Origin of the sequence: Kordia jejudonensis (assembly GCF_001005315.1) — a bacterium.
Taxonomy (GTDB): domain Bacteria; phylum Bacteroidota; class Bacteroidia; order Flavobacteriales; family Flavobacteriaceae; genus Kordia; species Kordia jejudonensis.
In genome coordinates this window covers 20,440-35,491 of the sequence record NZ_LBMG01000028.1, presented here as the reverse complement: position 1 = coordinate 35,491, position 15,052 = coordinate 20,440, and the positions used below count along the sequence as shown (strand labels likewise).

14 protein-coding genes are annotated in these 15,052 nt (G+C 34.4%); 6 read left to right on the top strand and 8 right to left on the bottom strand.

The genetic code is table 11. The features are described from left to right. Window positions 1–4 precede the first annotated feature (4 nt). The 3 genes from AA089_RS14210 to aceB form a co-directional block, all read right to left on the bottom strand. Window positions 5–544 (bottom strand): RNA polymerase sigma factor, encoded by a 540-nt coding sequence (locus AA089_RS14210; protein ID WP_046757634.1) that lies wholly within the window; start codon window positions 542–544, stop codon window positions 5–7. Window positions 545–1,422: 878 nt separating this feature from the next. After that, window positions 1,423–2,700, bottom strand: a complete 1,278-nt coding sequence (aceA, locus tag AA089_RS14205; RefSeq protein WP_046757633.1) for an isocitrate lyase — start codon at window positions 2,698–2,700, stop codon at window positions 1,423–1,425. A 73-nt stretch (window positions 2,701–2,773) separates the two neighbouring features. Next, complete coding sequence (aceB, locus tag AA089_RS14200; protein ID WP_046757632.1) at window positions 2,774–4,372, bottom strand: malate synthase A; 1,599 nt, start codon at window positions 4,370–4,372, stop codon at window positions 2,774–2,776. Between the two features lie 118 nt (window positions 4,373–4,490). On the opposite strand from aceB, the gene AA089_RS14195 reads away from it, so the two are divergent. Further along, window positions 4,491–5,966 carry a helix-turn-helix domain-containing protein gene (locus AA089_RS14195; RefSeq protein WP_046757631.1) on the top strand — a complete coding sequence of 492 codons (1,476 nt, stop codon included), beginning with the start codon at window positions 4,491–4,493 and terminating at the stop codon, window positions 5,964–5,966. A 34-nt stretch (window positions 5,967–6,000) separates the two neighbouring features. Here AA089_RS14195 and AA089_RS14190 read toward each other — a convergent pair whose 3' ends face one another. The 5 genes from AA089_RS14190 to AA089_RS14170 all read right to left on the bottom strand — a co-directional run bounded on the left by AA089_RS14190 (window position 6,001) and on the right by AA089_RS14170 (window position 8,162). Beyond that, the gene (locus AA089_RS14190; RefSeq protein ID WP_046757630.1) at window positions 6,001–6,624 is read right to left on the bottom strand and encodes a hypothetical protein; all 624 of its coding nucleotides are present in this window, start codon (window positions 6,622–6,624) and stop codon (window positions 6,001–6,003) included. 18 nt (window positions 6,625–6,642) lie between these two features. Then, complete coding sequence (locus AA089_RS14185; protein ID WP_046757629.1) at window positions 6,643–7,062, bottom strand: hypothetical protein; 420 nt, start codon at window positions 7,060–7,062, stop codon at window positions 6,643–6,645. Window positions 7,063–7,188: 126 nt separating this feature from the next. Then, on the bottom strand, window positions 7,189–7,371 hold the full coding sequence (locus tag AA089_RS14180) for a hypothetical protein (protein WP_046757628.1): 183 nt from the start codon (window positions 7,369–7,371) through the stop codon (window positions 7,189–7,191). A gap of 24 nt (window positions 7,372–7,395) precedes the next feature. Continuing rightward, a complete protein-coding gene (locus tag AA089_RS14175; RefSeq protein WP_046757627.1) occupies window positions 7,396–7,827 on the bottom strand; it encodes a hypothetical protein in 432 nt (143 codons plus the stop codon). Continuing rightward, a complete protein-coding gene (locus tag AA089_RS14170; RefSeq protein WP_046757683.1) occupies window positions 7,824–8,162 on the bottom strand; it encodes a PadR family transcriptional regulator in 339 nt (112 codons plus the stop codon). The genes AA089_RS14175 and AA089_RS14170 overlap by 4 nt, the downstream gene beginning before the upstream one ends. Before the next feature lie 150 nt (window positions 8,163–8,312). On the opposite strand from AA089_RS14170, the gene rlmD reads away from it, so the two are divergent. The 5 genes from rlmD (at window position 8,313) to AA089_RS14145 (ending at window position 15,042) form a co-directional block, all read left to right on the top strand. After that, window positions 8,313–9,725, top strand: a complete 1,413-nt coding sequence (rlmD, locus tag AA089_RS14165) for a 23S rRNA (uracil(1939)-C(5))-methyltransferase RlmD (protein ID WP_046757626.1) — start codon at window positions 8,313–8,315, stop codon at window positions 9,723–9,725. A gap of 7 nt (window positions 9,726–9,732) precedes the next feature. After that, complete coding sequence (locus AA089_RS14160) at window positions 9,733–10,290, top strand: DUF6452 family protein (RefSeq protein WP_156169026.1); 558 nt, start codon at window positions 9,733–9,735, stop codon at window positions 10,288–10,290. Then, window positions 10,271–11,053: a DUF6048 family protein gene (locus tag AA089_RS14155; protein ID WP_046757625.1), complete on the top strand. Its 783-nt coding sequence runs from the start codon at window positions 10,271–10,273 to the stop codon at window positions 11,051–11,053. The genes AA089_RS14160 and AA089_RS14155 overlap by 20 nt, the downstream gene beginning before the upstream one ends. Window positions 11,054–11,427: 374 nt before the next feature. Next, the gene (locus AA089_RS14150) at window positions 11,428–14,694 is read left to right on the top strand and encodes a S41 family peptidase (RefSeq protein WP_053002443.1); all 3,267 of its coding nucleotides are present in this window, start codon (window positions 11,428–11,430) and stop codon (window positions 14,692–14,694) included. Between the two features lie 45 nt (window positions 14,695–14,739). Then, window positions 14,740–15,042, top strand: a complete 303-nt coding sequence (locus AA089_RS14145) for a hypothetical protein (RefSeq protein WP_046757624.1) — start codon at window positions 14,740–14,742, stop codon at window positions 15,040–15,042. Window positions 15,043–15,052: the final 10 nt, after the last annotated feature.

Below are 15,052 nucleotides of genomic sequence, written 5' to 3'. Positions count from 1 at the left end.
ATTTCTATTTTTTTAATTGTTTTTTTAATTGTTCTCGTGCGTGATACAAACGTGATTTTACTGTTCCGACAGATATTCGTAAAGTGTTTGAAATTTCTTTTAAAGAATATGCATCTACATAAAACAGCCGAATTATTTGTTGTTGACTTACAGACAACTTTGTAATTGCTTGCTTCAATTGTTGCTTTGCCAGCGTTGTATCTGTAGACGGAATATCACGAATCGATTTGGTTACCGTGTAATCACTTTGTTGTTGCTGTTGTTTAGCAATTGTACGTGTGTAATCGATTGCTTTTCGATGCACAATGCGCAATGCCCAACTTTTAAAACGTTCAGCATCTTGTAAAGTAGTCACTTTATCTATAATCAATTTCCAACTGTCTTGTGCAATATCTTTGGCAACTTCGGTATCTTTTACAGTCCAATACGCATGCTTGCAAAATGTTTTATGAAAACGCTTTACCAAAAGTGCTAATGCTTTTTTGTCGCCAGCTTTGTATTGTGTTACAAGAGTTGCATCTGATATGTGATTTTTTTTATGCATAAAAAACTTCCGCCTATAATAGAGACGTGAAAAAGTGGAAAAGGTTCATTTTAATAGAAAAATTTATTTTTAAAGATACGAGAATGGATTTTGGGTCTTTGTTATTGGGTCTTGGATCTTGGATCTTGGATTTTGGGTTTTGGGTTTTAGGTTTTAGGTTTTAGGTTTTAGGTTAAATTGTACTTTTTAATTTAAAATTCAGCATTCAACATTTATAATTTTACTCTTTGTTCTTGTGAAGTTGTGAAGTTGTGGAGTTGTTAAGTTGTTGAGTTGCTTAACTTAAATTGTACCGTTTTTAATTTGGCATTTAAAATTGGTTTTTGTCACGAATACACGAATATTTATTTTTGGTCTTTGGGTCTTTGGGTCTTGGGTCTTGGGTCTTGGGTCTTGGGTTAAATTGTACTTTTTAATTTAACATTCAGCGTTCAACATTTAGCATTTAAAATATCAACTTTTTTTGGTACTTCTCGATACAAAATTTCTCGGGAAATTTCACTCGAAGTTGTAAAGGTTAAGTAATTCGTTGATTGTTCGGAATATTTCTCAATACTCAATTCTCATATCTCAATACAGGTTTTTTCTGTTCGTTATTCGTTATTCCTTATTTGTTATTCAAAAACATTTTTACATTTAAAATTGGTTTTTGTCACGAATACACGAATTATTTGAGCTTGTTTGTTGAGTTGTAAACTTTCGCTAGCTTTAGAATCCTTCAATCTTTCAATTTATAAAAAACACAAAACCGCTTCATTATGGCAGATGAAACGGTTTTTATCGAAAAAATTAAATAATCAAGATCCTGTGATACCACGGGATTTAATTCAACTAACAACTTTGTGTGAGTTCGTAGAACTTCACAAAGTTGAGTTTCATTAAAACTGAGCGACTTCCGTACTGTCTTTCATAGCAACAGTGCTTGAAGCGCCAGCCGTTACAGTATTTTGTACCGCATCGAAATAGGTTGTTCCTACAAAACCTTGGTGTTTTACAGCATTGAAACCATCTTTTTGCAAAGCAAATTCGCGTTCTTGCAATTCAGAATATCCTGCCATTCCACGTTCTTTGTATGCTTTTGACAATTCAAACATACTTGTGTTTAAGGCATGGAATCCAGCTAAGGTTATAAATTGAAATTTGTATCCCATTGCGGCAAGTTCTTCTCGGAAGGTTTCCATTTCGGCAACACTCAATTTCGCTGCCCAATTAAATGATGGCGAACAGTTGTATGCTAACATTTTTCCTGGAAATTGCGCATGAATCGCTGCTGCAAATTCACGTGCATAGTCCAAATCAGGATTTGATGTTTCCATCCAAATTAAATCTGCAAATGGTGCGTAACTTAATCCGCGTGCAATTCCTTGTTTGATTCCATTGTTTACATGGAAAAATCCTTCATTAGTACGTTCGCCTGTAATGAATTTTGTATCTCTTCCATCAATATCACTGGTCAATAAGTTTGCAGCATCCGCATCTGTTCGTGCAATAATTAACGTTGGAACGCCCATAACATCCGTTGCCAAACGCGCCGCTACCAATTTGTTAATCGCTTCTTGCGTTGGCACTAATACTTTTCCACCTAAGTGACCACATTTTTTTGCAGAGCTTAATTGATCTTCAAAGTGTACTCCTGACGCGCCAGCTTCAATCATGGCTTTCATTAATTCAAAAGCATTTAAATTTCCTCCAAAACCAGCTTCTGCATCTGCAACAATTGGCACTAAATAATCCAGTTTGTTTTCAGCTTCATTGACACATTGAATTTGATCGCGACGCAACAAAGCATTGTTGATTCGTTTTACCACTTGCGGTACACTATTCGCAGGATATAAAGATTGATCAGGATACATTTCGCCAGCTAAGTTTGCATCTGCTGCCACTTGCCAACCGCTTAAGTAAATGGCTTCCAAACCAGCTTCCACTTCTTGCACAGCTTGGTTTCCCGTTAAAGCACCTAAACCAGCAACAAAATCTTGATTGTTTAGTTTTTGCCATAGTTTTTCTGCGCCTAAGCGTGCAATGCTATGATCGAGTTGATACGAACCTTGTAATTTTACAACTTCGGCAGCTGTATATGGTCGTTCAATTCCTTTCCAACGAGGATTTGTTGTCCAATCTGTAACTAATGCTTGAATTCTGTCTTGAGTTTTCATAATTTTGTGATACGTTATTTTTATTAATAATTAGATCCTGTTGATTGTTGCCGCAATCGCAGGATTGTTTTTTTTATATATGTAAATACGCAGGAAGCGTTAAAAATTCTTCAAATTCACTTGCTGTGACGAGCTTTTCAAATAGTGATATTGCCAGTTTGAATTTTGTTTCTGGCAGTTTGTCTTCTCCTACTTCTGTGATGATTTTTTCAATTTCATCATCAAAAATATCTCTGAAAAGCGTTTCATTAAATTGGCGTCCATCTTCCAAAATGACTTCATTTTTCAGCCATTGCCATACTTGTGTCCGAGATATTTCTGCAGTAGCGGCATCTTCCATTAAATTGTATAAAGCCACCGCGCCAAAACCACGCAACCACGCTTCAATGTATAGAATTCCAACGTTTATATTTTTACGAATTCCGCTTTCTGTAACCGTTCCTTTGGGAACTTCTACCAAGTCTTTTTCAGTGATATTGATATCATTTCTAGTGACATGTAATTGATTGGCAGTTGGCATGTGTTTGTTGAATTCATTCAGCGCAACTTCCACCAATGCAGGATGAGCAACCCACGTACCATCGTGTCCATTTTTGACTTCGCGTTCTTTGTCTTTTCTCACTTTTTCCAGCGCTTGTGCATTCGCGAACGCGTCATTTTTAATAGGAATTTGTGCCGCCATTCCACCAATTGCCAAGATTCCGCGTTTGTGACAACGCTGAATGACCAATTTGGAATACGCATCCATAAACGGTGTTGTCATCGTTACTTGATCTCTGTTGGGCACCACAAAATTTGGATGGTTTCTAAACTTTTTGATGTATGAAAAAATGTAATCCCAACGACCACAATTTAAACCAACAATATGATTTTTGAGTTCAAAAATAATTTCATCCAATTGAAAACTTGCCGTGATAGTTTCTACTAAAACCGTGGCTTTAAACGTTCCGTTTGGAACTTTTAAGTACGTTTGTGCAAACGTAAAAACTTCATTCCACCAACGTGCTTCTAAATAGTGTTCTAATTTTGGCAGATAGAAATAAGGTGCGGTGCTGTGTTCCAACATTATTTTTGTATTGTGAAATACATACAATCCAAAATCGACCAAACTTCCAGATGTTTCTTCGTCGTTGATTAAAATATGACGTTCGTTTAGATGCAAACCTCTTGGACGCACTAACAAAACGGCTGTTTTATCTTTTAATTTGTACGATTTGTTGCGTTTTGCATCATGAAGAGCAATCGTCTTTTTATTGGCATCTAACAAGTTTTGTTGCCCTTCAATGGTATTTTCCCAACTTGGCGAATTGCTATCTTCTAAATCTGCCATAAAAGTTTTTGCGCCAGAATTGAGTGCGTTTATGATCATTTTACGATCTACTGGACCTGTAATTTCAACGCGTCTGTCTTGCAAATCGTGTGGAATGCTATTGGCTTTCCATTCACTTTCTCTAAGTTCTTTTGTTTCTCTTGGAAATTCAGGAAACTTGCCTTTGTCAAAAATAGTTTGTTGCATTTCCCGCCTTTTTAATAATTCAATTCGTTTGGCATTGAACTTTTCATGTAATACTGTTATAAAAGCTAGTGCTTCGTCAGTTAAAATTTCTGGATAGTAATTCTTCACTTCGTTAGCGAACTGAATTTTTGATTGTTGTAAAACGGTTTCTTGCATGACTCATAATTTTTGATGTAACAATATTAAAACTTTTTTTTGAATTTAGCGAACGTTCGCTAAATTATTTTTGTTCGCTTAAAATTAGAAGTTCGCAAATTATACTATATTTGCTGTTATGGAAGAAGAATACATCAAATTGATTTTTGGCTTAAAACTCAAGCAACTACGGACTGAACGAAAATTATCCTTGTTTGGTTTGTCGAAACTTTCGGGTTTGTCAAAATCCTATTTGAATGAAATTGAAAAGGGGAAAAAATTTCCAAAAACGGATAAGATTGTCTTGCTTTCTGAAAAGTTAGATGTTCCGTACGATCAGTTAGTTTCGTTGAAATTGGATAAGAATTTAGCACCAGTTGGCGAAATTTTACAGTCGAAAATTTTAAAGGAAATTCCACTAGAATTGTTTGGTATTCAAGAAAGTACATTGATTGACATTGTTGCCAACGCACCTGTAAAAGTAAATGCTTTTATTAGTACGATTATTGAAATTGCACAACATTATAGTTTTAGCAGAGAGAGTTTTTATTTGGCTTCTTTACGTTCGTTTCAAGAAGCAAATCATAATTATTTTGACGAGTTGGAGCAACGTGTGTTGGAATTTTCTAAAACGTATCAAGTTGATTTGACTCAGCGAATTTCGTCTGAAGAGTTGAAAGAGATTTTGGTTGAAGAGTTTCAGTATACAATTAATGATGACGAGTTATCCAAACATCATGAATTGGGAAATTTGCGCTCTATTTTTGTTCCGAAAACGAAAACGTTGTTGCTCGCTAATCATATTGATGATGCGCAACGTACGTTTATTTATGCAAAGGAATTGGCGTATAATTTTTTAGAAATTGAAGATCGATTGTACACTTTTTCATGGATTAAGTTTGATAATTTTGATCAGGTATTACACAATTTTTATGCTTCGTATTTTGCCGGTGCTTTGATGATTCCGAGAGCTTCATTGACCTCAACATTAACTGCGTTGTTTCAGCAAAAAACGTTTCAAATAGAAACATATTTACAGTTGATTGACAGTTTTAATGCATCGCCAGAATCGTTTTATCAGCGTTTGACCAATATTCTTCCGAAAGATTTTAATATTCAGAATTTATTCTTTTTACGCTTTACACACAAAGCCAATTCTGATAGATTTCACTTGAAAAAAGAGCTGCATTTATCACATCAACATTCGCCACATGCCAATGAAACAAACGAACATTATTGTCGTCGTTGGGTTTCGTTGCATGTATTGGAAACGATTGCACAAAACGATCAAGAACACGTATTCGATCTGCAAATTTCACATTATCCAGACGATCATATGCGTTATTTGGTACTTTCATCGGCAACAAAAGATCCGTTTAAGGAAGGACATTACAGAAGTATTAGCGTTGGATTGCTCATTAATAAACAGTTGAAACGAAAGATTTCTTTTTTGGAAGATCTAGCTATTGAAACCAAAGAAGTTGGTGTAACTTGTGAACGTTGTCCGATTGCAGATTGTAGCGTACGAAAAGTGTCTGCAACTATTTTAGATAAGCAGAATCGTTATAAAAATACAGAAACTGTAGTTGAAGATTTGATGAGAAAGTTTAGCTAGCACTCGTTATAAACGAGCACTGACTTAGAATTAATTAAAGATTGTATTTATTTCTAAGTTCTCTTCTTGTTACTAGAATGGCGTACAAACCATAAAATATTGGAACAAAAATGAAAAGTATCAATATTAAAATTCCCCATCCGCCATCATAGTGAAAACTGAATGCACTACTTTTAAAAAGTAAATTTCCAAAAATTGGTATCGCAAGTAAAAATGTTGGTAATACATATATCCAGAAAATTAAATTTCTAGCTATTTTCATTTTTTCAAAGGAACTTTCTAATAGTTTTTCTTCCGTAAAATAGGTCATTGCAGCAAAAAAAAATAAAACTCCAATAGTTGTAATTATACCAAGACATTGTATGATAAGTGTCATAAATGTAGGTTCATTAAATATAAAAAAATCATATATAGATACGAATATTAATACCATAGTTGCTATATTCACAAAACTCATCAGCCTATAATACGTAAAGTTTTTCATTTCAATCTTTGACATTCGTGTTGTAGCGATATATATCATGAAGGCACCAATAACATCGTTAATTATATCTATTTTAAACCCCGTTCCATTAGTCGTTGAAGAATAGTAAAAATCGAACATTATTAGTAACGTTCCAATGATGATTAGTTTTAAATCGTTTACAATAGTTTGCATACTTTTATGTACTAAAAATTAAGTTAATGAAAAAGTTAAAACTATTGCTATAACTCCTAAAATTGTAGTAATGATTCCCAATCGTTTTGATCGCAACCAACCTGATAGACTTATGACAACCAATAACGAATTGATTCCTGAATAAAAGCTCAATCCACCAACAACTCGCGGGAATACTAACTGCGCTTTTATATGTTCGTATGGAGAATCTGGCGCAAGTAGCAATTGTATTTTGGTCATTCCGAAAATGGCTACAATAAAGGAAACTGCTGCAATAGCGGCAAACAGCATCATGTATTTAAATACTTTTTTGTCATTGTTTGTAATGATAAATGTCACTAAGATTGTTGCAGAAATACCTCCTAAAAAAGCACTTATAAAAACTGCTTGTTCTGCTAAAATTTTGAAATATTCTACGGGTAAGTCAGGTATATTCATATACGTTTTACATATTTCTTTAAAAATACAGGAAAGATTATTGGAATGCAATTCCAAAGGTTGTTTTACCAAAAAACCACCTTACAATGTAAAGTGGTCTGATCTATCTATACTATTTCAAGCGTTTTATGCTAGTTTTTGCATTTTGTACAATTTGTAAAAAAATGTAGGTAAGAAAGCAAAGTTTAACAGTACAAAGCCTAACATCATGAGTCTTCCTGAAAATGGCCATTGAAAGAATTCAAACATGATTCCTATTCCTAAAATAAAAAAGGTTAAAAAACCTATTACATACACTGCGTTTTTCATTGTTTTTGATTTTTAATGTTCGTATTAAGATTGATAATTAAATATAGATTGTTTGTATTTTGTATAAATTATCAGTGGACAATAGGCAAAAAGAAAAACAGACAAACCTAGTAGCAAAGCAATATTTGCAAAAGGCCAATGAAACATTTTAAATATTAGTCCGATTGCAAAAAATACTATCATTCCGAATCCAGCTAGAAACGTTCCTCTTTTTATACGTATGATGGTTTTGGAATGTAACAATTGTTTTGTCTCTTTCTGTAATTCTTTAATATTGTAATATCCGCCTAGTTTTTGAATCGCTTCCTCATAAGCTAATTCAAAATTGATATGATGAGATGCTTCAATAGTAGAACAAATATGATCTACTATATCTTCTTTGATAGCTTCATTTTCTAAACCGTGAAACGTCAAACTGTTAGAAATGAATTCAATCTGTGCTGCTGTCAAATTCATGTTGTGAGTGTTTTAGGATTAAAAATTAAGCGCAATGTTTCTATGAAGTCATTGATTTCGGCTGTTTTTTCTGCAATAACTTTTTTACCTGAATTCGTTACTTCATAATACTTTCGAACACGTTTCCCGATGTACACCTTTTCAGTTTCCAGAACACCTTGATGCTCTAACTTATGTAGAATAGGATACAATGCGCCTTCACTAATGTCAATTTTACCTGAAGTAAGTTCTTTTACTTTTTGAGAGATTTCATAACCATACATTTTTTCGCCATTTGACAACAACTTCATAATGATAGGCAATAAGATTCCTTTTGTTAATTCTTTGCTATACATAGAACAAATATACATTTTATTAAAATGCATTCAAATAAAATATTATATTTTCTTACTAGCGCAAATAGAATTGATGAATTTTTTCACACTTTTTTAAATATTGACCCCATAAATTATATATATATTTACCGCTATTGTTATTTTTGCCGCATGGGAAGAAAGAATCGTAAGAAATTGTTTGAAAACGTAACTGTAGTTGATACGGCTACGAAAGGAAAAACAGTCGCTAAAACTGAAGATGGAAATGTAATATTTTTACCAAATGCCGTACCTGGCGATGTGGTAGATATTCAAACGTATAAGAAGCGAAAATCATTTTACGAAGGGAAAGCTGTAAAGTTTCACTCGTATTCAGATAAACGTACGGAACCTGTGTGTCAGCATTTTGGCACTTGTGGCGGTTGCAAATGGCAACATATGGCGTACGAACATCAATTATTTTATAAGCAGAAAGAAGTACTCAACAACTTAACACGCATTGGAAAGGTTGAATTGCCTGAATTGACACCAATTTTAGGAAGTGCCGAACAGTATTTCTACCGTAATAAAATGGAATTCTCGTTTTCAGATAGTCGTTGGTTGACGCAGGAAGAAGTTGATTCTGATGAAGATTTAGGTGACAGAAATGCACTCGGTTTTCATATTCCTGGCATGTGGGACAAAATTTTAGATGTAAAAAAATGTCACTTACAAGCTGATCCTTCTAACGCAATCAGAAATACGATTAAGGAGTTTGCCACTAAAAATGACATTGCTTTTTTTAATACGCGCCATCAAACTGGATTGTTGCGTACGTTGATGATTAGAACTTCTTCTATTGGCGAAGTAATGGTGTTGATTCAATTTTACAAAGAAGACAAAGAAAAACGTGAATTACTATTAAATTACGTTCAAGAAACGTTTCCTGAAATTACCGCGTTATTGTATGTAATTAACGGAAAAGGAAACGATACGATTTACGATCAGGAAGTGATTTGCTACAACGGACGCGATCATATTTTTGAAGAAATGGAAGGTTTGAAGTTTAAGATTAATGCCAAATCTTTTTATCAAACAAATTCTGATCAAGCATACGAATTGTATAAAATTACACGTGATTTTGCAGGTTTAGCAGGCGATGAATTGGTATACGATTTGTATACAGGAACAGGAACTATTGCACAATTTGTATCTAAAAAAGCGAAAAAAGTTGTCGGTGTCGAGTCGGTTCCAGAAGCAATTGAAGCTGCCAAAGAAAATGCTGCATTTAATAATATTACCAATACAGAATTCTTTGTGGGCGATATGAAAAAGGTTTTCAATGCAGAATTTATTGCAGCACACGGAACGCCTGATGTCATCATTACAGATCCGCCACGTGACGGAATGCACGCGGATGTGGTACAACAAATTTTAAATATTGCACCCAAAAAAGTAGTGTATGTAAGTTGTAATAGTGCAACGCAAGCACGCGATTTGGCACTAATGGATGCTACATACAAAGTAACCAAAGTACAAGCCGTTGATATGTTTCCACAAACGCATCATATTGAAAATGTTGTACTTTTAGAAAAGAGAAATTAAAATATATATGAAGAAAATATCTTATATAGGAATACCATGTTTGATGTTTATCGCAGTCATGTTGTCGTTTTCATGCGAAAAAGATGACATCTGTGCAGAAGGAACACCAACAACTCCAAGATTAGTAATAGAGTTTTTTGATGCTGAAATTAGCACTACTACAGGCGAAGATGTGGCAAAAAATGTGACGAATCTATTTGTAGAATCGTTAACTCCGAATTTAGATCCGAATTCGCTATCGCCGATTCAAACCAGTGCAGCGACAGTAAGTACCATTTCTATTCCTTTACGAACTCAAGAAAATAATACAACCTATCGTTTTTTCTCAGAATATGAGGACGACAATATTGGAAATTCTGATCTTATTACTTTTAACTATGAAACTTCGGAAGTTTTTCTTTCGAGAGCTTGTGGATATGCTACCAATTACCGCTTAGATGATGCAGGAACTGGCGTTGTAGTTACTTCTGATACAGACAATTGGATCAATCCTACAACGGGAATCGCCATTACACAATTTACTATTAACGATGAAACTATTGCGCATGTTAAGATATATCACTAGTATACTCGCATTTTTGCTATGTAGCATGAGTTACGCGCAAGAAGGTTCGGAAGATTTAACAATTGTTAAAGATGAAGCAGAAGTAGTTGTCAAAGATACCATTGCACCAAGCAAAGACAGTTACGGACTTCGCATTGGACTAGATTTGAGCAAACCGATACGAATGCTGCTTGAAAAAGATTATCAAGGACTCGAAGTTGTCGCTGATTTTAGAATTACGAAGAAGTTTTATCTCGCTGCCGAATTGGGTAATGAGAAAAAAACGGTTGACGATGATCAGCTAAACTTTACTACCGAAGGAAGTTACATAAAAGTAGGTTTTGACTTTAACGCGTATGAAAACTGGTTTGGAATGCAAAATTCAATTTTTGCAGGTTTGCGTTACGGATACAGTTCGCACAAGCAAACCTTGAATAGTTATCGAATTTATTTAAATGATACACATTTGGAAAATCCTGATAATTTAGAATTTGTGTCAGGCACTGAGTTTTCAAGTTTGAATGCACACTGGATTGAAGCAGTTGCTGGCATAAAAGTAGAATTGTACAACAATATCTATTTAGGATTTAGCGTACGCTTAAATAGACTCATAAGCACTAAAGAACCTGATAATTTTCAAAATTTATTTATTCCAGGGTTTAATAAAGTTACTACAGACAGTAATGTTGGTGCAGGATTCAATTACACCATAACTTATTCAATTCCAATCTATAAAAAAGCGAAAAAGAAGAAAGAAGAAGCTACCGAAGAAGAAGAAAAATAAGGAAACTACGTTTTTAATTCAATTATAGTTGTACGACAAAACAATTATTTACAACAAAGCTAGAGTCAAAAAACAGTAATCGTATAGAACCACTTTTAAAAGGTTGTTACGAATACTTATCGCTGGACAGAAGTGAGCAACGCACTTATGAAAAGTGGCGAAATTTGCAAAAAACTGTCAAAATGTTGGATGGTTACTACTAACCTATTTTAAAAATAATTTATCGCAAAAAATTCAAAAGTCATCTTACTAAAGGTGACTTTTTGTGTTTATTTAACATATATCTACCAATACCAACGCATTGTTACGATGGTATTTTTAGTATCTTCACTTATCGTAAAAAAATTCAATCAAAAAATAATTACTACTTACCAATGAAATCTTACCAACCAACCACCAATTTCCTTATTGCTATTTTATTTCTATTCTTTACAGGAACAATTACGGCACAAGATGTAAAAGATACGCGCTTAATGACAAATCCTGCCATTAGTAAAAACAACATTGCTTTTATCTATGCAGAAGATTTATGGGTTGCCAATAGAAACGGCTCAAATCCTATTAGACTTACTATTGATGAAGGCATAGAATCAAATCCTGTCTTTTCGCCTGATGGTTCCAAAATTGCTTTCAGCGCTGAATATGACGGAAACATAGACGTTTTTATCATTGATGTAAATGGTGGCGTTCCAAAACGATTGACTTGGCATCCATATACGGACATCGTTAGAAGTTTTGACGAATCGGGACAAAACATTCTTTTCTCTTCCCGAAGAAACAGTCATGTATATCATTACAGACAATTATATACAATTAATATCAATGGCGGACCTGTTAAAAAATTACCGCTTCCAACGGCTCACAGTGCTTCCTATTCGCCAGATGCAAAATATATAGCCTATACACCTTTTGGAAGTGCGCATACACAATGGAAAAATTATCGTGGTGGACGACAAGGAAAAATTTGGATCTATGATGTAAAAACACATGAAGTAGACGAAATTCCAAAACCAGCAACAGGAAGTAATGATACAGATCCAAAATGGATTGGAAACACGGTATATTTTCGATCGGATCGTAATGGAGAATTCAATATCTATTCATACAATAAAAACACAAAACAGGTAACACAACATACATTTTATGACGATTTTCCTGTATTGGCAATTTCATCAAACAATACTGAATTAATCTACGAACAAGCAGGTTATGTACACACGTATAATCCTGTTGAAAAGAAAAAAACAAAACTTACAATTGGTATCGCAACTGATTTATTAGAACTCCGACCTCGTTTTGTTTCAGGAGATCAATACATTCGTTCGGTAGCTATTTCTCCTTCTGGAAAAAGATTAGTAATGGATTTTAGAGGCGAAATTGTAACAGTTCCCGTAAAAAAAGGAGATGCTAACAATATTTCTGAAACGGTTGGTGTACACGAAAAGTATCCGAAATGGTCGCCAAACGGAAAGCACATTGCCTATTTTTCAGATGCTTCTGGAGAATATGAATTGCACATAAAAAACATAAAAGACAACAGTGTTGAAAAGATTTCAATAAAAGGAAACGGTTTCTATGCAGACATACATTGGTCTCCTGACAATAAAAAAATATGCTATACTGATAACAGTAAAAGTTTTTACATAGTAGATGTTGCTTCTAAAAAAAGCACAAAAATTTCATCTGATGTGTTATATGGAATTGGCGCTTTTAGAGGTATTTTTGGTTCATGGTCACACGATTCAAAATGGATAACTTATACACGAATTACCGAAACATACTACCAAAAAGCATTTGTGTATAGTGTTGAACAAAACAAATCTTTTCCTATTTCTGACGGATTGTCTAACATCTCAGAAGTGGTTTTTGATCCAAGCGGAAAATACATCTACTTAACGGCTTCTACGGATGCTGGACCTGTACTCAATTGGTTTGATCTTTCTTCGCAAGACATGGAAGCTTCCAATACCATTTACCTCATTACGTTGCAAAAAGACCTCATTTCGCCATTAGCAAAAAAGAATGATGCTGAAGTGATTGAAGAAGCTGAAAAAAGTGAAACAGCATCAAAAAAAGATGAAAAAACAGCTTTGCGTATTGATTGGGATGGCATTCAGAATAGAATCATAGCACTTCCTATTCCTACAGGAAACTATTCCAACTTACAAATTGCCAAAGAAGGACAACTTTATTATTTATCCAGAGCTCCGCATGCAAGATTTTTCAATCCACAATCTGTCTATAAATTTAGTTTAAAAGACCAAAAAGCAACCGAAGTTACAACTGCTTCTAGTTTTGAATTTTCAAGTGATGGAAAGAACATGTTGTACTATAAAAATGGAGCATATGGTGTAACTGCCGTTGGTTCAAAAACGGAAAATCCTGTGAATACTTCTACGATTCAAGTAAAAATTGATCCTGTAAAAGAATGGAACAATATTTTTGAAGAAGCGTGGCGCGTAAATCGTGATTACTTTTACGATCCTGGCATGCACGGAATCGATTGGAAAGCAATGAAAAAGAAATACAAGCCGTTCTTAAAACATGTGACCAACAGAAACGATTTGTACAGAGTAATGCAATGGATGTTTAGTGAAATTGGCGTTGGTCATCATCGATTTGCATCTTCTGGTGATCAACTAAATTCTCCTCCATTTGTTGGTGGTGGTTTGCTTGGCGCAGATTATGAAACTGCTAATAATAGATATCGATTTGCAAAAATTTATGGCGGATTAAACTGGAATCCAGCCTTGCGTTCTCCACTAACGGAGCCAGGTGTAAATGTCGCTGTTGGCGATTATATCCTTTCTGTAAATGGGAAAAATGTGACTGCAACTGACAACTTGTATACTTTCTTTGAAAATACCAGCGGTAAAATAGTAACACTAGAAGTGAGCAATAATGCAGATGGCTCCAATAGTAGAACAGTCAAGGTAGTTCCTGTGTCTAGTGAAATTTCGCTGCGAAATCGTGCGTGGGTTGAAGGTAATATCAAAAAAGTAGACGAAGCTACCAATGGACAAGTTGCGTATGTATATGTGCCAAATACTTCCGTAGAAGGACACGAATATTTCAAACGTTACTTTTTTCCACAAACTAATAAAAAAGCAGTCATTATTGACGAACGTTTTAATGGTGGTGGATTGCTAGCGGATTATTACTTAGACATTTTAAAAAGATCAAAACTATCTGGTTGGAATTTCAGATATGGAAACGATATACGAACGCCGAGTGCTTCTATAGACGGACCAAAAGTAATGTTAGTCAACGAAGCAGCAGGTTCAGGTGGCGATTATCTTCCTTGGGCTTTTAAGAAGCAAAACATGGGAACGATTGTTGGAAAACGTACTTGGGGCGGATTGGTTGGAATCTTAGGCTATCCAGAATTTATAGATGGCGGCGCTGTAACTGCTCCAAATATTGCTTTTTGGGATGAAAACGGATACTCTGTAGAAAACGAAGGTGTAGCACCAGATATTGAAGTTGATCAATTGCCGAAATTAGTTATTCAAGGACGTGATCCGCAGTTAGAAAAAGCAATTGAAATTGCACTAAAGCAGTTAAAGGAAAACCAAAAAGTATATCCTAAGCGACCAGAATATCCAATTAGAGTTCGGAAAGAACAGAATAAGTTCAAGTAATATTTTCCCGAATCAAATGTAAAGAACAAACATAAACGAACAACAATGCATCTCATTGATTTCATTATTGGCGGATTGATAGCCAATGCCATTCCACATCTAATTTTTGGACTTACAAAAACGCACTTTTTGGGTATGTTTGGCTATTCTCCAAAAGGAAATATTACCTATGCTGTTGTGCAATTTGTGGTAGCAATTGGTATATTTTGCTACAACTATCACTATACTGAATTGTTGGAAAATGGTTATTTAGTTGGAACAATTACAGTACTAATTCTTTACTTTATTTTCGGAAAGATTTTGGTTAAATTTTATGGGAAGAAAGAAAAAGTTGAGTCAAACTCGTAGCAAAATAAAA

Bases quoted from the DNA above. Each gene is read 5' to 3' on its own strand.
- AA089_RS14185 (WP_046757629.1), bottom strand. From the start codon at position 7,062: ATGAATATACCTGACTTACCCGTAGAATATTTCAAAATTTTAGCAGAA.
- aceA (WP_046757633.1), bottom strand. From the start codon at position 2,700: ATGAAAACTCAAGACAGAATTCAAGCATTAGTTACAGATTGGACAACA.
- AA089_RS14160 (WP_156169026.1), top strand. From the start codon at position 9,733: ATGAAGAAAATATCTTATATAGGAATACCATGTTTGATGTTTATCGCA.
- AA089_RS14180 (WP_046757628.1), bottom strand. From the start codon at position 7,371: ATGAAAAACGCAGTGTATGTAATAGGTTTTTTAACCTTTTTTATTTTA.
- AA089_RS14170 (WP_046757683.1), bottom strand. From the start codon at position 8,162: ATGTATAGCAAAGAATTAACAAAAGGAATCTTATTGCCTATCATTATG.
- AA089_RS14175 (WP_046757627.1), bottom strand. From the start codon at position 7,827: ATGAATTTGACAGCAGCACAGATTGAATTCATTTCTAACAGTTTGACG.
- AA089_RS14190 (WP_046757630.1), bottom strand. From the start codon at position 6,624: ATGCAAACTATTGTAAACGATTTAAAACTAATCATCATTGGAACGTTA.
- AA089_RS14195 (WP_046757631.1), top strand. From the start codon at position 4,491: ATGGAAGAAGAATACATCAAATTGATTTTTGGCTTAAAACTCAAGCAA.
- AA089_RS14155 (WP_046757625.1), top strand. From the start codon at position 10,271: ATGTTAAGATATATCACTAGTATACTCGCATTTTTGCTATGTAGCATG.
- AA089_RS14150 (WP_053002443.1), top strand. From the start codon at position 11,428: ATGAAATCTTACCAACCAACCACCAATTTCCTTATTGCTATTTTATTT.
- aceB (WP_046757632.1), bottom strand. From the start codon at position 4,372: ATGCAAGAAACCGTTTTACAACAATCAAAAATTCAGTTCGCTAACGAA.
- AA089_RS14210 (WP_046757634.1), bottom strand. From the start codon at position 544: ATGCATAAAAAAAATCACATATCAGATGCAACTCTTGTAACACAATAC.
- rlmD (WP_046757626.1), top strand. From the start codon at position 8,313: ATGGGAAGAAAGAATCGTAAGAAATTGTTTGAAAACGTAACTGTAGTT.
- AA089_RS14145 (WP_046757624.1), top strand. From the start codon at position 14,740: ATGCATCTCATTGATTTCATTATTGGCGGATTGATAGCCAATGCCATT.